Origin of the sequence: Marivirga sp., assembly GCF_035704835.1 — a bacterium.
GTDB lineage: Bacteria > Bacteroidota > Bacteroidia > Cytophagales > Cyclobacteriaceae > Marivirga.
The window spans coordinates 1-20,250 of the sequence record NZ_DASSWQ010000048.1 but is presented as its reverse complement, the minus strand read 5'-3'; the positions used below and the strand labels follow the sequence as shown (position 1 = coordinate 20,250).

General features: G+C 32.9%; 9 protein-coding genes. 8 read left to right on the top strand and 1 reads right to left on the bottom strand.

Annotation, left to right across the window (positions count from 1 at the left end; genetic code table 11):
* Window positions 1-8: 8 nt before the first annotated feature.
* Window positions 9-1,406: a S41 family peptidase gene (locus VFM92_RS07495; RefSeq protein ID WP_325121582.1), complete on the top strand. Its 1,398-nt coding sequence runs from the start codon at window positions 9-11 to the stop codon at window positions 1,404-1,406.
* A gap of 67 nt (window positions 1,407-1,473) precedes the next feature.
* Here the strand turns inward: VFM92_RS07495 and VFM92_RS07490 are convergent, their stop codons facing one another.
* On the bottom strand, window positions 1,474-1,866 hold the full coding sequence (locus tag VFM92_RS07490) for a DUF1987 domain-containing protein (RefSeq protein WP_325121581.1): 393 nt from the start codon (window positions 1,864-1,866) through the stop codon (window positions 1,474-1,476).
* Window positions 1,867-2,650: 784 nt separating this feature from the next.
* On the opposite strand from VFM92_RS07490, the gene VFM92_RS07485 reads away from it, so the two are divergent.
* From VFM92_RS07485 to VFM92_RS07455, 7 genes are all read left to right on the top strand, one after another.
* Window positions 2,651-4,558 (top strand): hypothetical protein, encoded by a 1,908-nt coding sequence (locus VFM92_RS07485; protein ID WP_325121580.1) that lies wholly within the window; start codon window positions 2,651-2,653, stop codon window positions 4,556-4,558.
* Window positions 4,555-7,752 (top strand): SpoIIE family protein phosphatase, encoded by a 3,198-nt coding sequence (locus VFM92_RS07480; RefSeq protein WP_325121579.1) that lies wholly within the window; start codon window positions 4,555-4,557, stop codon window positions 7,750-7,752. The genes VFM92_RS07485 and VFM92_RS07480 overlap by 4 nt, the downstream gene beginning before the upstream one ends.
* Before the next feature lie 2 nt (window positions 7,753-7,754).
* Complete coding sequence (locus VFM92_RS07475) at window positions 7,755-9,119, top strand: hypothetical protein (protein WP_325121578.1); 1,365 nt, start codon at window positions 7,755-7,757, stop codon at window positions 9,117-9,119.
* Window positions 9,120-12,224: a High-affnity carbon uptake protein Hat/HatR gene (locus tag VFM92_RS07470; protein ID WP_325121577.1), complete on the top strand. Its 3,105-nt coding sequence runs from the start codon at window positions 9,120-9,122 to the stop codon at window positions 12,222-12,224.
* The gene (locus VFM92_RS07465; RefSeq protein WP_325121576.1) at window positions 12,221-13,261 is read left to right on the top strand and encodes a hypothetical protein; all 1,041 of its coding nucleotides are present in this window, start codon (window positions 12,221-12,223) and stop codon (window positions 13,259-13,261) included. The genes VFM92_RS07470 and VFM92_RS07465 overlap by 4 nt, the downstream gene beginning before the upstream one ends.
* Window positions 13,262-13,290: 29 nt before the next feature.
* Complete coding sequence (locus tag VFM92_RS07460) at window positions 13,291-14,553, top strand: hypothetical protein (RefSeq protein WP_325121575.1); 1,263 nt, start codon at window positions 13,291-13,293, stop codon at window positions 14,551-14,553.
* A gap of 145 nt (window positions 14,554-14,698) precedes the next feature.
* On the top strand, window positions 14,699-20,250 hold a 5,552-nt coding region (locus VFM92_RS07455; RefSeq protein WP_325121574.1), incomplete at its 3' end, for a hypothetical protein.

The window sequence follows — 20,250 nt, the reverse complement described above, 5'->3', positions numbered from 1 at the left end:
TCATCACTATGAAAAACTTCATTTCATTTTTTTTACTTCTACTAACAATGCTTTCTTCATCTTGCAAGGAAGACGAACCTAATTTCGAAGACATAGATAAAGGTAGTTCAGTTTATATCAATGATTGGATTTATACCAATATGAATTTTTATTACCTCTGGAACAATGAAATGCCTAGTAAAAGAACCACCGGAGATCCTCCAGACGAATTTTTTTATAGCCTATTATCGGATCAAGACCGTTTTTCATGGATACAGCCGAATTTTCAGGAATTACTCAATTCACTTCAAGGAGTTAACCTAGAATCAGGTTATGAATTTGTATTATATGCCGGAAAAGATAATTCAGTATACGGACAAATTTCATATGTGAAAAAAGATTCTCCAGCTCAAGATGCAGGCCTTCTTAGAGGAGATTTGTTTACTGAAATAAATGGAGCAGCAATGGCAATTGATAATTATGTTGACTTACTCGGAAATATAAATGAAAACCATAGTATAAGTGTTCAACGATATAATTTCGAAAGTCAACAATTTGAAGATTTAGGAGTAGTTGAATTAAATGCTATCCAATTTGCAGAGAATCCGAACTTCCTTGATACTGTTTACACTAGAAATGGAAAAAAAATAGGATATTATGTTTATAACCTTTTTTCAACTGGTATAGGAAATAATTCAGATAGTGCGAAGTATAACGAGGAAATGGATGCCATTTTTGCAGAATTCAAATCAGAAGGAATAAACCATTTGGTTTTAGATTTAAGATACAACAGTGGTGGAGCTGAAAGTGCAACCTTAAATCTTGCGAGTTTAATTGGTGCTAATATAACAAATCAAGATATTTTTGTGAAAAGAGCTTATAATGGAGGCTTAACCCGTGCATTGATTGACCAATACGGAGAAGAATCTTTAGTTAGAAGATTTTTATCCAAATCATCTAATATTGGAAACTCCTTGCAAAGCCCTCAATTAATTGTTTTAACAAGTTCCAGAACTGCATCTGCTTCAGAATCTTTGATAAACGGACTTAATCCCTACATGGATACTTTCATCATTGGCGATACCACTGTGGGAAAAAATGTTGGATCCACAAGTTTCTATGAGCCAGATAATCCTGAAAATACATGGGGCATTCAACCCATTATTACAAAAACCTACAATAGTCTCGACCAATCAGATTATGATTTAGGTTTTTATCCAGACATTGTTTTACTGGATAGAGATTCTATTAAATATCCACTAGGAGATATAAATGAAAAATTACTAAGAGAAGCATTAATTTATGTTGCAGGCTCTGATGAAAACTCAAGATACTTATCAAACACCAAACCAGGTGGCCGTTATTTACTGGGAAGTATGGAATTAAAAAGGAATTATGGAGTTTACAATATTTCTCTAGAAAAATAACTACAACATAAAAAAGGAGATAAAATTTAAAATCTATCTCCTTTTTAAGTATCCAAAAATTAATTTGTTAAGCATAATCCTCTGATAATGGCTTAATTTCAAAATCCATATCTAAGGAATCTCTGAAATCTTCTAGCTCCTCCCCCATATCATCATCTCCTTCAACAAAATTCCATTCTAAATTCAATTTAGTGGTTCCATTTTCCGCTAATTCCTTCAAATCAATCAACAAATCAAATAAACATTTGGAAGATGAAGTATTAAAATATTTCAAGTAAATGTTAACATCTAATTTCTCTGGATTTGATTGACCAAAGCTTTTCAGCTTTGACCTAAGCATATTAAAAAGCATTACCACATCATCATCATATGATTTGCCCTTAATTTGTAAATACGCATTTTCCTCATCAAATCGAACATATGGAGCAGCTTCTTTTGCAGGTATTTCTAATACACTCATTAACAATCTGTTTAGTTTAATTAAACAATTATAGTCAAAAACTTCCTCAAATCTCTAAAAGAAACATAACATGTAATATAATTTCGATTAATTAAACTTTTTCTTCGATTATTGATGAAATGTTGTTTAAACAATTATTTAAGTTTAGATTTAATTTATGAATGTGAATATCCACAGCACCAGTAACTTATACAAACGTAAGCTTATAAATGTTAGTATCTTTCAATATCTTTTGAATGTATTGGCATTGCTATGCCTAACCTCCATCTTTCTTTATGGTTCGTATAGCATGTATAATCCTGACATTTCATATCTAGCAAGTATAATATTTCTAGTATCCATTACTTTATTAAAGGGTAAATTGTTGATAAGCCCTTATTGGAAAATACGACCAAAAATTAGTCAAATTTTATTTTCAAATTTATTCAATTTAGCAAATTTCTTATTCAGTATACTTTTCATTTTTTTAATAACTATTAATTCTCAAGCTGATAGAATCAATATTGAATTTGGAATTATTGGTTCAATACTGTTTATTCTGACTTTGCCTATTGCCTATTATTTTTGGTTAATTTTTAGTCAGATTAATGAAAGAAGTATCATCAAAATAATTGAAAGCAGTGGGTTAAAAACTTATAAAAAATATGAAGTTTATTTGATTATAATTATAATATCCATTTATGGATTAGTTTATGACTATTTACCTCAAAACACTTTTGTTCTTTTATTTATTCCAGTTGGTCTTCTGTTATTAGTTTCATTTATAAGTTTTTTACTGAAAATAATGAATAGAAAATTATTCGTACATTATTTTAATGCGTTTAAACTTACGGATGCCAAAAAAGGAGTCATTGAAAATATTGAGGATTCTTATGAAAAAAATCCATACGACTTATCTAAAATTCTAAAAAATGATTTTTTTAATGCTAGTCTCAAAGAAAAGAGATATTTACTCTTTACACTCAAAAGAAACTCCGCAATTGATACAATCAGTATTCTGGAGGAATTGAAAGCCGAACTACTACCATCAGATGAAATTTATGATGATTTTATGAAAGTTTTTGACATCCTTATCAAAACAGAAAAAGAGGTGAATAATATTTCAAATCCTTATGAATTTGTTGAACAATCGAATGATTTAACCATCATTAAAGGTTTAATCCGAAAACAAATACTTGAACCTGATAAAAACCTCATTATAAAATTATTAAACGATAATAGGCTATCTGTAAAAAAGCCTTCCTGTGTGGTTGCGGGATATCTAGATGATATCAATGTAATTTCTACTCTAATCAATCATCTAGAAAAACCAGATTTAAGTCTTTGGGCACAATTAGCATTGAAAAAAATAGGTTCAAAAACCATAAAGTATCTGGAAATAGAGTATTCAAAAAGAAAAGAAAACCTACTTTTTGTTGAATCCTGCTTCACCCTTTTATGTAAAATCGAGAGTGAGGATGGTTACCGTTTATTGTTTAAATCACTAAATGAAGCGGACAGTAATATTCGTAAAATTGCCGCTAAAAAAATTATAATTTTTGGAATAAAAGCGACAGAAGAACATCGGAAATATTTCAAAAAACTATTTGATGACCTTGTATTGACTTTATTAAGCAATGGTTATTTAATTGAACAAATTCAATCAAAAAATGAAAGCTTCAAATCCTTGAAAAGCGCATTGATTAATGAAAACAAGGAAGCAATTTATTTAATTATCAATATTTTAAAGCTATATTATAATCCTACTGCAGTTGAAGAGATTTTTAAAAATTACACGAATAATTCACCTGAAGCGCACGCAGCTTCAAACTTATTAATTGACACTATACTTTCAAGCAATTTAGCAGTTAAAAATAAAATTAAAATTCTATTCTCTCCTAATGAAAGAATTCTTCTTGAAGGACTGCAAGAAGAATTTCCATCTATAAACTTACAGCCAAAATTTGAAACTGAAGAAGATTTAATTTGGGTGATCCTTAAAAAGGAATATGATCAAATTAATAGCTGGACGAGAACTTGTGCATTAAACATTCTGCAATATGAATTCAAAGAAGATATTCCTTTTGAATTGGCAGCTGAGTTTTTAAACGAAAACACTTTGTTACAGGAATGCGCTGCCGCAAATATTTATAAAAACTTACCAGAATTTTACACTATCTTTTTAGATAGACTATCGGAAATTGAAGCCACTAATCTCGATTATTCAATTCGGTCAAATTTGGATGTGGCCAATCCTAAGCAAATTAACCATGACAACTTACTACTTTTTGATAAAATAAATTTTTTAATAAGTATCCCCTACTTAAATCAATTGTCAATTTCAGAAATCTTGACCTGTCATTCGTATTTTAGAACCAAAGTGTTGAAGGCTGGAGAACATCAAATTTCATTAAAAGATGATTTTAATCTTGGCTTTTGGTTAATTGAAAACGGTCAAGTTTCTTGTTCGAAAAATGGCATAGACTTCTATAAATATCATAAAAGAGACATCATAAAAGTGACTGAATACGATAGCTCTTCCGAAAATATTTATTTCTATACAGAAGAAGATGTTCGGTTTTTAATTATTGATGAAATCATACTTTCAAATATAATTAATAATTATGATGAAATAATCCAAAAATATATTGATATCTTGCCTGATAAAAAAGTATACAAACCTACTAAAAAATTAAATCAAGAAGCTGCTTGAAACAATTACACAATCATATCTTACTGATTATCACACTTTTATTGTATACAATAACGGTTTCGGGTCAATCTCAAAAAGCAAAAAAATTCGAAATTGATGAATTTCTTGGAGAAAGAAATTTTATTTCTGCAGCACAAGGCAATGATCTCATAATTTATTTTAACACCACGGAAGGAATTTTAAGTTATAATGGACATGAATTTCAAGAAATTGATTTACCAAATGCACTTAAAGGAATTCAGACTATACATAGTTTCAAGCAATCCATAATTATATCAGATAAATATAAAACTTATCAATATTTTTTGGATCATGCTTCAGTTGTAACCTTACTTAATAAACCTACAATTGAATTTACAGATCATAACAATCAGCTTTGGTTTTTAACGGATAATGAACTATTTGTTTTGGATGGCGAACAAGTGAAGAAAATCCATCAAGCAAGCAGTAAAGAAGAGTTTCAAAGTATTTCAATTGACAGTATAAATAGCATTATTGGCCATACGAATGGCTTAACAATTTTAGAAAAGGGAGAAGAAAGTAAAACTATTGGTACTTTTTTAAACCCTCGAAAAATAACTAAGGGTGATACTAGCTTATTTATCTTAAGTAAGGATGCTATTTTTAATTTTACTAAAAATAAGATTGTCCAATTATTCAAGGAAGATAATACCATAAAAGACTTCTATATTGATGGATTAGGCAAAACATGGTTCATCAACAGTCAAAATATTTTGATGATAAATGATGCTATTGTGACAAAAACTTTTAAAAATGAAGATATTAAAGGTGATGTTACTGGAAATAAATTATTTATTGATGCTGAAAATAATATTTGGGTATTAGGTCTTAATAATCTCATTAAGATTACGCAAAATAATGCCTTCACCAAACTAACAACAACTGACTTAAATGAGGTTTATTTCGGTTCGCAAGGAAATATCTTAATCAAGCAGAAAATTATTACAGCAAAAGGTATTTTTTCAGAAGAGAACACTGTTGAGATTCCCGAGTTAGAATTACCTCTAAATTACCAACACGCATTAGAAAAAAATAATAAGTGGCTTATTGTATTGAACCAATCCATTTATTCATGGCAACAAGAAAATAAAAAGCTTAAATTAGTAAAAAAGAATAGTTTATATACTCCATTACTACTAGGTGTTGATGGTGTATTCATTGCAAAAAACCGCAAAGGACAATTATTTAAAGTTAATCAAGACTTTTCACCTATTTCTAAAATTTCGGTTTCATTAACTAAGCAATCGATTATAGAAAATTCAAGAATCATTTCCATCAACAAAGCAAATCTGATTTCAATAATTGATACTACTGGGTCCGTACAAAAGTCTTTTCAATTAAGTGACTCTATTAAAATAAAAAAATTTAGTATAAGCGATGATGGAATTTGGTACACAGAAAACAATAATTTATTCTATGGCGATTTCCAGAAAAAAACAATTGAAAGAATCAATTTGCCTTTAGAAAATAATTTACAGAAAGAGATAATTTTAAACATATTTGATGATAAGGACGGCAACCTTTGGGTATCCGTTAAAGATAGGCTACTAAGGTTTCCGTATGATCCAACTGCACAAAAAATCTCCTTACAAAATCCAATTAGATACACCACGGAAGATTATGTGAACTCAACGTATTTCACCAAGGCAAAAAAAGATTCACAAGGCCGAATATGGTTTACTAATTCCAATGGCCTATCTATTTACAATCAACGAAATGAAATGCCTAACCTGGTGCCTCCCTCCATTCATCTGGAAGCAGCTTTTGCATATAATATAAATAGTTACAATGAACCTACTGACACAATTGACTTATTGAACGATAAGAAAAACCTTAGTTCTAATTCTATCATCGTGATAGAGCCAATGGTTATTAATCATTTAAATCATCATAAATCATCAGTAGCTTACCGAAACATAAGCATAAACCAAGCAGAAAGCAGAATAAATGCTGGTGAACGAATAATTTTAACCAATTTGCCAAGCGGCATTAATTCTATATCATTGAAAGCCATAAATGATAATGGAATTGAAAGCTCAAATGAATACATCTTAAATTTAAAGGTAACCCCTCCTATATGGCAAAGAAATTGGTTTTATATTACTAGTATTTTGTCAGTTCTTTTACTAGGCTTTGTAGGTTATAAAACAGTAATCAGCATAAAAAACAGTCGTGCAAGAGAATTAGAAGATGAATTACATAAAGGCTTAGAAGAATTAGAAAAGAAATCACATCTACAGGTTTTAAAAGCGGAAAGATTGAAGCAACTAAATGAGCTAATCACTTCCCAAAAAAGTGAGCTTGAAAAGAAAAATAAGCAAATTGAATCGCAGAAATACGAATTATCACTTACTAACCAACAGATTAAAAAACAAAAAGATCTTCTGGAGGAAACTGGTAGTAAATTGACTTCTAGTATCAATTATGCAAAAAGAATTCAAAATGCATTGATGAGTACTGAGGTAGAAATCAAAAAAGCTTTTACAGATAGTTTTGTTTATTTTTCACCAAGAGACATGGTAAGTGGAGATTTTTTCTGGTTCAACAAAGTGAAGAATGAGAAAGACGAGGAATTACTAATTCTTGCCGCAGTTGATTGTACTGGTCACGGAGTACCCGGTGCCATTGTGAGCGTAGTGGGTATGAATTTATTGAATAATATTACAAAGCTTAAAAAAATATATGACCCCGGAAATATCCTAACTGAGATGAATAGTGATATCATTTCAGATCTAAGACAAGATGAAACACAGGTGAATGATGGTATGGATATGACTATTATTACATACAACACCGTTACCAAACAACTCTTATTTGCTGGGGCAAAAAATCCATTGATGTACGTTCAGGATAACGAACTTATAAGAATAAAAGGTGATAAATATGCGATTGGTGGACAGCAAAGAGGAGATGATAGAGCATTCATTACGCATGAAATAGATTTGAAAGATGGAAAACAAAGAACCTTTTACTTATTCTCGGATGGTTATCAAGACCAGTTTGGAGGAGAAAAAGGATTTAAATATTTAGTAGGTAATTTTAAAAAACTATTGCTTTCCATTCATGATAAAGGAGTTTTAGAACAAAAAACAATTTTACACGAAGAAATTGAAGAATGGAAAAATGGCTACCCTCAAACTGACGATATATTAGTAATTGGGTTTAAATTATGAAAATGAAAGCAAATCATATCGTCATAAAATTCACACCTAATGATAACATCAAAGGGTCAGATCAGGATTTAGGTTGGGTAGATTATTTTGCTGAACTCTTAAAAACAAGTTTATCTTATCAATTAGAAAGTGAGATAAATATATCCTATAAAAACGAACTCGATTTAATTACAAAAGAAGATTTTGAGCAGGCTGATTTAATTTTTTATATCCTCTCCCCTGCTATGGTTTTCGCCTCCAATATTAATCAAGACTCTGCAGAATTGGAGCAAGCATTTAATTTTGATATCCCATTAATAAATTCAAAAATCAAAAAGGTTTTCAAAGCACCAGTTAAAATAGAAGACTTGCCACTTTCATTATCAACGCCAACCTATTATAGGTTTTACGACCATGGCCTAATTAATGAAAATGAGTATGAAACGTATGAAGGATGGAACAAATACCAAGAAAACAATAATTATTGGCAGGTTTTTGCTGATGTAGTGTTAGATACCATCGCCACACTTTCTGGTGAGGAAAAAACAATTGAAAACAGAATCTTTATTTCAGATAAAAATAAAAAATATTACCATTATAGAAACATTATTAAAAGAGAACTTAAGTCATTTAATTCTGAGATATTTCCAGATGAAGATTATTCGATAGAGGCGAATTATATGGAAGACCCTGAGCAATTTTTTATGAAAAAATGCGATATGACCATTCATTTCCCCGATGAATTTATCCATTTAACTAGCGTTAAGAGACAAGAAGCCTTTAATAAACTTCCAGAAACGAAAAGATTAATTTGGTTTAGCCCGGAGGAATCACAAAAGCCTGAAAAAAAAGCTCAATATGATGAATTAAAAGTTCAACTAAAACCCTACCCTAATATTGAAGCAATAGAATCTACCATAGAGGAGTTTAAAGAAATTATAAAAGAGAATTTGGCTAAAATCAAAATTAAGCCAGAAAAAGTGGATGATTCATCTAAAGAAATAATTTATATCATTTCAGATACGAAAATTAAGAGTGAAAATTTTGAGAAACTAAATAGAGATAAAAGTATTTTTGAGAAATTCGATTTAAAAATTATTGATAAGGTAGAAAATGTCACTGATTATAGATTGTTACATTATAGCCTTTTAAGAAAAGCTGACTACTTTTTTATTCTCTTCTTCAAAAATAATATCCCCTGGCTAAACTCAATTTCTTCTGAAATAAAAAAAGCTCCAGGCTTTAGAAATGAAAAAAGTATATCTGGAAAGTATATTTTATATAAAAATAATTCTATTTTTAGCAAAGAAAAATTTGAAGACTTTGATTTGATAGAAAAACAAGACTCTAACGAGTTAATTGACGAATTGAAAAAATTAGCATCTTAAGTGCAAAGTACAGTAGAAAATAATAGGGGGAAAAAATTTAATCCGTTTCCGGGTTTACGGCCGTTCGGTATTGAAGAGAGTTATCTTTATTTTGGTCGCGAAGGCCAAAGTGACGAGGTGCTAGCTATTCTTGAAAAAAATCGATTCGTTAATATTTTAGGATCTTCCGGTACTGGTAAGTCATCTCTCATGTTTTCTGGGGTTATCCCTACACTTCATGGAGGTTTTATTTCTAAAGCAGGAAATGAATGGGAAGTAATTTCTGCTAAGCCAGGGCTAAATCCTATTAAAAATCTTGCCGATGGATTTAAAAACCATATTGAAAGTCATAAAGATTTTCAGGATAAAGATAATGGCTCAAAAGGACTTATTAATGAATATCTTTTTAATGCTGTACTTCAGAAAAGTACTAAGGGATTGAGTGAACTCTACCGATTGAATAAATATCTCAAAGGTAAAAATCTACTGATATATATTGATCAATTTGAAGAAATATTCAGGTTCAGAAAATTAGGAGAAACAAATCATATCAATGAATCATTAGCCTATGTAAATCTTATTTTAGAGGCCATTAAGCAAACAGAAGTTCCTATTTATATTGCTCTTTCCATGCGTTCGGATTTCTTGGGTGATTGCGAGCAATTTCCAGAGCTTACCAATCAGATTAATGAAAGTCACTATCTGATCCCACAAATGACTAGGGAACAAAAAAAGCTCGTGATTACAGGGCCTGTGGCAGTTGGGGAAGCTAAGATTTCAAATAGATTAGTGCAACGATTGCTGAATGACATGGGTGATCGTTTTGATCAGCTGCCCGTTTTGCAACATGCTCTTATGAGAACCTGGGATTATTGGTCAGCCTCTGATAAAAATGAGCAGTTAGATTTTTTACATTATGAGGCAATCGGAGGCGTAAACGAAGCCTTATCAAGACATGCCGATGAAGCTTTTTACGAACTTAATGAGGAAGAGAAAATCATTTGTGAAAAGATTTTCAAAACCATTACAGAAAAAAGAAGTGATAATGATGGGATTAGACGCCCCACCCCATTAAGTGAAATTTCAAGAATTGTTGATGAAGAAGAGCATATTCTTACTAAAATTATTGACAAATTTAGAATAGAAGGACGAGCTCTTCTTACTCCTCGAGAAAATATACCCTTGAACAGCCAATCTGTAATTGATATTAGCCATGAAGCCTTAATGAGGGTTTGGTATCGATTGAGGAACTGGGTACAAAAAGAATCAGAGTCAGCTCAAATTTATTTGAGATTATCTGAAGCTGCCAATAAATACCAACAAGGTAGTGGTGGTTTATGGAGACCACCAGATTTACAACTTGCAGTTGAATGGAGAAATACAACGAAGCCTACATTAAAATGGGCATTGCAATATGAAAATAATTTTGAAGCTGTCATTCTCTTTTTAGATAAAAGTGAAGAATCCTATAAAAAAGAACTTCAAACGAAGGAGCTTCTTCAAAAGAGGAGATTAAAGCGTTCGAAAGTTATTGCCACAGTATTGGGAACTGCAGCAGTTCTATCTTTAATATTTCTTTTTTATGCTTTTAACCAAAGCGCTTTAGCCGAAAAACAGCGAGAAATTGCTGAAAACAAATCGCAAGAGGCTTTAAGAAATGAAGAAATTGCGAAAGAGAATGAGCTTAAGGCACAGAGACAACAAATTGAAGCGAATAGATCAAGTCGAAGAGCAGAAAATGAGCGAAGAAGAGCAGAATTGAGCAATATGATTGCACAAGAGGCAAGAAAAACAGAAGAAATTGCAAGAAAACAAAGTGAAAGAAGTGCTGCAGAGGCACAGCGTAATTTAAAATTAGCGCAGGATAGAGGAGAAGAAATAGCAAATACCAATACACAACTTACTGAGGAGAAGAAAAATTCAACTCAGTTAAGTATGAGAGCAATTGCACAATCCCTAGCAGTAAAATCAGAGCAAATGGAAGAAGATCAGTTGCAAGGACTTCTGGCACTTTACGGATTTGTATTTAATATAAATAATGAGGGCTATGATAGCAATAATGATATTTATAATGGTCTTTTTTACGCCCTAAAAAACTTTGATGATGATTATTTCAATGCTTTCAACAGCACTTCAACTGATGTGCGTTCTTTACAGTTTGTAAAAGGAAAATATTTATACACTACAGGTACATCTGGTAGGATTAATTTCTGGGAGGTAGAAAATATGAGTGCGAAAAGAAGTATTGTTATTTTTGAAAAAGAAGGTGTTTTTGTTAAAAAAATCTTTGTAGATGAAGAAAATCAAAGTTTAGTGGCACTAACAGATGGTTCAGATTTCTATGTGATTGACGTATCCGAAAGAATAAGAAAAGTTAATAAATACACACTTCCCGATAGCTACGCATTTGATGTTACCTTTAAAAAAGGTTCCACTGATTTTTATCTTTCCGCATCGGATATGAAAATCTATGAATTCAAAAACAATAAAATTGAGCCATATTTTGATGCTGGAAGCAGAATATATGATATGGAGCTAATCAATAATAATTTATTGGCTACGGGAAATAACCAGGGAAAAGTAGAGATATGGGATTTAGAGGATAAGAAAAGCAAAATCGTTATTCGAGAAGCCAATCAAAAAAATATACATTCACTTTCTGTAGGCAATGGAACTTTAGCTGTAGGTGATAACTCTGGCCAAGTAAATTTATTCTATTTAAAAGAAGATTTCACTGTGGCAAGCTCCATTATCCTTAGAGGTAGTGATGGTGAAATCATGACAGATATTGAATTTAATAAAGCTGAAAATCAATTAATTGCTGCTAGTACTAAAGGAACAATAAGAATGTGGAACCTTAATGACCCAGATGAATTTCCGATGATAATAAATGAACCTGGTTCTTGGGTAAATGCCATAGCACTTATGGATGAATCTCATATTTTTGCTGGATGTAAAGATCAGGTTTTCAGGCTTTATCCTATAAAAAGTGAGTTATTAGCTGAATCATTGAAAAAGAAACTGAGTAGAGATATTACTCCAGAAGAATGGGATAGATATATTGGCGATGATTTGCCATATAATCCTATCCTAAAAGAAAGTAAATTTATCAATCCATCTAGATGAAGTATTTCGTAGTTCTATTGTTTTTTACGTTTGTTGGAAATCAGGCTTGGTCTCAAACAAATTGTGAACGTAACTTAAACGAGGCTCGTGCAGATTATTCTAATGGAAATCTTTATGCCATTCCGGGCAAATTAACAGATTGCTTGGAAAATGGGTTTTCAAAAGCAGATAAGATTAGTGCTTTACGACTATTAACTTTAACCTATATCAACATTAATCAGCAAGAAAAAGCCAGAAACACCTTTATTAAACTTTTAAATATCAAAACTGACTTCCAAGTAAAGCAAAATGTAGATCCATCCGAGCTTTATTCCTTATACCGAAAAATTGATACTGATGTTAAATATTATATTGGATTGACTTTTGGATTAAATTTAAATGATATACAATTGAAAACCTCGCGTAACATGAGCCCTTTGGAAGCTTTTCATAGTGCAGAGTATACTTCTGGTTTGCCTAATCCACAACAGGTAGGAGCTCAATTTTTATACCCGCTTACCAAAAATTGGATAATAGGAGGAGAAATCCAATACCAAAATCAAAAATTTAAATACAAAGAAATATTTACACATTCAGTTGACACTACAACTACTATCACTTATGATGGGAACAATAATGGAATAAACTTAAATCTAAGTATCAGGTACATGCAGGACTATTACCTATGGAAACCTTTTATAGAATTTGGATCTGTTGGCCGTTTTAATTTTGCTTATGAATTAAATAATTATATAAGCAATTACTCTCCTAGTGTAGATAATGAAGTAATTGAAAATATAAATGTTTATTCGCGAAGATCAAAATTCAATGTTGGTATAAATGCCAATTTGGGAACAATGATAAAGCTGGGCGAATATTATGGTGAGGTCAAGTTTGGGGTAAGTAATTATTTTATCAATCATTTAAATGGCCAGGCGAGGGATGAGGTATTTACCAGCACCATAGGAAATGCTATGGCACTTAAGGATGATGATGTTACAAATATAGTTTACCAATTAAGTATTACATTTAATCTACCATTTTTCGATTTTCAATGATTAAACAGTCTTTAATATATTTTTTTCTATTGGTACCGATTATTATATCGTGTGAATTAGACCCATTACAGCAAGATGAAATTCCTAGCTTTGATAAACTATATGCAGTTTCTGAAAATGTGGAAGCAATTGATTTTATATGTAAGCCTAATCAAAGTGGTTATATAATTCTTGGAAATATCAAAACCAGTGAAAATTCTGATATAATTTTAATTGATGTAGCACCTGATGGAATTCAAAGAGAATTCTATAGAATCAATACCCCATTCTTTGATGAAGGAGTGAAATTAAAAGTTAATCAAGATGATAATTCATTAATTATTTTAGGACATAGAAGAACTGAAGCTACCCAAGCAAATGTTAATCAAAATTTTATAATTAAAACTAATATAGATGGAATTCCAATTAGAGCAGAAAATGCATCGGATGAAGACCCTGTTATTGCGGAAATCAAGCTTTTCCCCGAGGATCCAAATGAAATTGTTCAGCTTAATGATATGGTATTAATTCCGCCTCATTTAATAACTGTCGGTTTTGTTAGAGAATCAACATCTGGAAGGTTTAATAGGATTACCAGAATATATAATTGGAATACAATTAACTTTTCTGACACTTCTGATGTAGACATTGATAAGACAGTAGAAATACCGATTGTAAACGATATAAATTATAATAATAATTCCAGAAGTTTAAGGGTACTTAAAGGAAATACAACTAACGGTATTTATTCTGTTTATGGTCAAATCAATAAAGAAAATCCAAATGGAGAAATTGCAGGTAATTCATTGAATATTAATTGGAATATTTATACAGATATTCAATCAAGTGCGCCTGAACCGATAAATGATATCGGTTCAGATAAAAATGAAGAACTTGGGAGTATCCTTCATCATTCAAATGGAAAAACATATTTAGCGGGCAATTATACTAATAATGATGATGAATCCTTATTTCTAATTACTAAAGAATATAGGGGTATTGAAAATAACACTGAACAAAAAATATATCCTTTCGGAGGTAAGGGAACAAAAGTAACCAGTTTAACTGAAGACATTGATAATAATATCATAATGGCCACTATTGAAGAGGAGGAATTAAGTAATATTTCCTACTTATTAAAATTTTCCCCCGCTGGGGAACCAATCGAAGATCAAGAATTTGAATTTAATAGTACAGGTTTATATCATATAAAGAAAATTGAAAGTGAACCAAATAATGTAATTGTTGTTCTGTCTCAAAAATCTTTCGAAAATAATTCGACAGCTATTGGTTTAATGAAGATTAAATTTTAGTAAAATTCTATTAATAGATATAAATTTGCTGATTCCTCCCCAAATGGTTATATTGTAAATCACACTAAAAGAAAAAGTTACGAAAAACATTTACCGTCATATTAAATTCTTAACTGTCACTCTTTCACTTTTAAGTTTCTTATTAGTGGGGAATGTTTATGCGCAAGTTACGGTAACTCCTGCCAATCCAGAAATTTTATGTGAGGATGGATCTTTTGTTGTGCTTTCGGATATTATTGTGGATGAAAATGGTAGCAATGCTGCCATAGGTCAAAGTACAGAGATTCAAATTTTTCAGTTAGCTGCACCAAGTGGATTTAGGTTTAAACCATCCACAGGAACTTATTTAACTACTTCTAGTGGTGGAAATGCTAATAGACAATTTGTTAATACTGGTCTAGAAGTACAAGAAAATTATGTCAGATTTTACTATAAATTGGAGGATACAGGTGGAGAACATTCATTTACGTTAAGAAATTTAGAAATTCAATATGTTGGTTCGGGAACAGTTTCTAATATTGATATACTTAGAGTAGCAGAAACTACCGGTTTGAGTTTTTATTTGGATGCTAATATTAATGGTGATGGTCCAGGTGATGGTGTATCTCACGGTAATTTATCCACAGTATTGCCCAATGCAGGCACAGCATCAAACACTAATGTCTGCATAGATCAAACCTCATTTGACTTAAATACCACGCTAAGCGGCCAAGATGGTGGTGGTGTTTGGACTAACGGTGCTGCTGCAACGGTTGCTGGAGGCATCATTAACCCAAATGCTTTAGGAGCAGGTGTTTATAATTTTACCTACACAGTCTCCGCAGCCCCATGTGCAGACGATACCGAAACTGTAACCATTACAGTGGATGCATTGCCAATTACAGGTACGCCTAATGATCCTAACGTTTGCGAAACTGATAATAATTATGATTTATTTTTAGCAATTGATGGTGAAGATGCAGGTGGGACATGGTCAAGCCTTGATGTGGATGCCAATAATGCAATTAGTGGAAGTTCTATGGATGCAACCACATTAACACAAGGCAATACTTATGATTTCATCTATGAAGTCAGTAATCCAACAAGTACTTGCACTGAAACAGTTACCACATCAATCACCATTGCAGCTAGTGATAATCCAGGTACTCCAAGTAATGGTTTTGCTTGTATAGATAATAATGCCTTTGATCTTTTCACATTATTAACCGGAGAGGATCCTGCTGGAACATGGTTAGATGATGATGCAACAGGTGCTTTAACCGATAATTTGGTAGATGCCTCTGCATTAACTGCTGGCAATACCTATAGCTTTACTTATCAATTTACTGGGACTTGTACTGTATCTTCAACTGTAGATTTAACTATCGAAGCAATTCCTAATCCAGGAACAGCAACAAATGAAACTATTTGTGATACTGAACCATCATTTGATTTATTTACAACTTTATCAGGGCATAACTTAGGTGGTGTTTGGACTGAAATCACTGCAATTCCTTCAGGTGAACTAAGCGGAAGTACTTTTGATGCTTCTGCAGCAGGTGAAGGGGTTTATGAGTTTGAATATATTGTAAGTAATAATTCTTGTGCCGATGAATCCGTAACTGTTCAAATCACTGTTGAAAAATCACCTGATGCAGGTATGGCAACAAACACCAGTATTTGCGATTCGCAGACTGCATTTAATTTAAATGATGTGATCTCAGGCAATGATGCTGGTACTTGGACCGAAACCACTGCTACAGTTTCTGGTGAATTAAGTGGGAATATCTTCAACGCTGCTAATGCAGGTCTTGGCACTTATGAATTTACCTACACAGTTTCTGGAACTGAATGCCTAGATGATTCAGAAGTTGTAGAAATTGTAGTTGTAAGTGCTCCAAATCCTGGAACCCCTACCAACACTACCGTATGTGAAAACTCTGGATTATTCGATCTTTTTACAACTTTAGCTGGTGAAGATTCAGGGGGTACTTGGATTGATGATGACGCAACAGGAGCAGTTTCTGGAAATAGTTTAAATATCAATGCTTTAACTGAACCTAACAGCTATAATTTTACTTACCAACTTAATAATGGTGTATGTATTGAAAGTGAAACAGTTACTATAACAATTGATGCTCAACCTTTTGCTGGAGGCGCTGAGCCACCTTTGACATTGTGTGAAACAAGTGCCGTTCTTATAAATTTATATGATAGAATAACAGGAGAAGAAATTGGAGGGAATTGGACTAATGTGGGCGGGACAGCAGGTGTAGCCTTCAATGTAGATGAACTCGATATAGCTACTGCTCCAGTTGGGACACATGAATTTACCTATTCGGTATCAAATGCTGGTGAAAATTGCACGACTGATATGGAATCAGTTTTCATCACAGTAGAAGCCTCACCAAATGCTGGTACAGGGACAAACTTAACTGTTTGTGAAACCAGTAACTCTATCAATTTAAATAATCGTTTATCTGGTCAAGATGGTGGTGGAACTTGGAATGATGATAGCGGGTCAAGTGCATTGTTCGGAGGTAATTTCTTTGATGTATCAGCTGTTACTCCTGGTGATTATGATTTTACTTACACTGTCACAGGTGATGATTGTCCTTCCGATTTCGTTACTGTTACTATAACAGTTGAAGAAAGCCCTAATGCTGGAACTGCAACAGATGCTAACATTTGTATTACAGAAAATAATTTTGATTTATTCTCGACTTTATCAGATAATGATTTAGGCGGGACATGGACTAATGATGATTCAGCAAATGGCTTTTCAGGTTCTATATTAGATGCAACTGTAAATACGCCTGGCACTTACAATTTCACCTATACTGTAAGTGCTACTGCTTGCCCTGATGATTTTCAATCAGTAGCCATTACAATCATTGATCCAGAAGTAACAGCAGAATTTGAATCTACTCCTATTGTAAGTAATATTGAATTTTGCCCGCAAGAATTAGTGTTGATTGAATTTAATTCTAATGTTGCTGGTGCTACATATAGCTGGACAAAAACTGGTGATAATGTAGGGTTTGCTGCAACTTCAGGCACAAGCTCAAATCTTAATTTTACAACAAGAAACAATACCAGTGGAAGTGATTTAGTAGCTACAATAAATGTTACTGCTACCGTAGGTGGATGTGAAGGTCCTGTTGAATCTTTTGATATCATTTTAAAGTCACAATCTGTTATCAATAACTACTTCCCTCCTTTTGAAGTATGTGATCAAACCACAGATTTTGATTTAACTTCTTTAGATATTTCTGTAGATGGAACAGTAGTAGTTGATAAATTAGATTTAAGCTTTGCAGGAGATGGTGTAGATTCAGGAAACAAGACTTTTAACGCAACTACTTTTGCCCCAGATGAAGTTGTAAGTATAGACGTTACCTTTAATAATGGAACTGATTGCCCTACAACTAGAAGTTTAAACTTGGTTCAAGTTAAACAAAATCCTAGTATAACCATTGACACACCTGCTTCAGCAATTGCACAATGTGTAAGTGAAACAGTTAATTTAAGTGCTACTTATAATGATGCAACTTCTTCAATAACTTGGACAGCATTTAATGGGACTGGAACTTTCAGTAATATTACATTTAATAGTAATACTGCTACCGCTACCTATACTCCTGATCCTACCGATGCAAATAACACTGTAACCTTAAGAGCTACTACAAATGATCCGGGCGCGCCTTGTAATCAGGTATTTGATGAAATTGATGTTGAATTCTATGAATTACCAGTTGCAACCATTACCTCAACTGCAAATCAAATTTGTGAGGATGATCCGATTGCCTTAATTGGAAATATTTCAGGTGCAGCAACGAATGGTGATTGGATAATCAAAGCTGGTCAGGGTACAGCAATTGAGGATTCAGGTATTTTATCAGCCACTACAGATAATGCTGGTGACTGGACAGCAAATTTCACTCCAGATGGCACCTATTTTGGAGATATTATCTTTGAGTTTATAGCATCTGTAGATGCTCCTAATACCTGTGTTGATGATACAGAAGAAATAACTGTTACAATTTTTGAAAGACCAACAGCAACTATTCCAATTGACTTTAACAGTTGTGGTGATGCTGCCTTTGATTTAGACGCAACACTCGATGGATCTGCCATTAGTGGTGAATGGTCTGTTATAACAAATGGAAGTGATAGCAGATTAAGCACTACTACTACCGATGCTGGAATATCAAGTGCTACTTACACTCCTGATGAAGTTGATTTTAATACCGCAATTACTTTTAGATTCACCGCTGAAGATCCTGAAGCAACTGGTCCTTGCGGAAATACTACTTATGATGTAATCGTGACAGTTGACGAACCCGCTTTTGTGGATATCACTAGTATTGCTGGTTCAAATTGTCAAAATGAAAATATAACGTTAGAAGGTACTTATAGTGGAAGTGCAACCTCAGCTATCTGGTCAATTGAACCTACTGCTATTGGCGGATATTTAGGAGAAGGAAATATCACAGGTTATACTGATGATGGGTTTGGAAATGTATCAGCTGTTTATGAACCTGCAGCTAATGATGCTGGTGAAAATGTAACTTTGAGATTAACATCCACTGACCCAGGAACAACCTGCGGAATTGTTTCTGAAGATATAATATATAGTATTGACAATCCGCCAACCGCTACTATAACTTCTTCTGTTACTGAAGTTTGTGAAGATAATACTGTTGAACTCAAAGGTACTATCGGTGGTGGAGCAACTTCAGGAACATGGCGAATAAAAACTGGCGAAAACACATCTGCTGGTACATTATCTTCAACTAACTTCGTTTCGGGAGAATATATTGCTACCTACGAACCAAACAGTTCTTATTATGGGACAATAATATTTGAATTTGTTGCTGAGACTACAAACTCTTGTCAGGAAGCGATTGAAGAAATTTCTGTTGAAATATTTGAATTACCTAAGGCTACAATGACAGGTCCATCAAATAGTTGTGGAACAGATGTTATTAGTTTAAGAGCTGATTTCGAAGGAACTACAGCATTAGGAAATTGGGTACTTGAAACAGGAAATGGTACTGTAAATAATATCAACACCACAGGGACTTATTCGACAGTTGATTATACTCCTGTTGCTGGGGATTATAATACTACTATAACTTTAAAATTTAGAGCTTTAACAGCAGGTGCACCTAACCCTTGTCCTGAGAAATTTTATCCAATTGATGTTTTTATTGATACTCCACCTACAGCTGTTGCAGGCACAGGTGGCAATGAATGCGACCTTGACTTCCAGTTGGGTGCTACTCCTTCTGTGGGAACCGGTACTTGGTCTAAGGTCAGTGGAGCTGGTAACATTTCCTTCAACACTACTGCCAATGATCCAGATGCCATCATCACTGTTGATGCCTTTGGCACCTATGTGTTCCGTTGGACTGAAGACAATAATGGCTGCACTGACTTTGATCAGATTACTGTAAACTTCTATGAGCAACCTGTGGCTGTGGCTGGTGCTGGTGGAAATGAATGTGACCTTGACTTCCAGTTGGGTGCTACTCCTTCTGTGGGAACTGGTACTTGGACTTTAGAAAATGGGCCTGGCGCCATCACCTCTTTTAGCACCAGTGCCAATGATGAAAATGCTGTCGTGACAGTTGACGCTTATGGTACCTATACCTTCCGTTGGACTGAAGACAACAATGGCTGCACCGATTTTGATGAGATTACCGTGAATTTTAA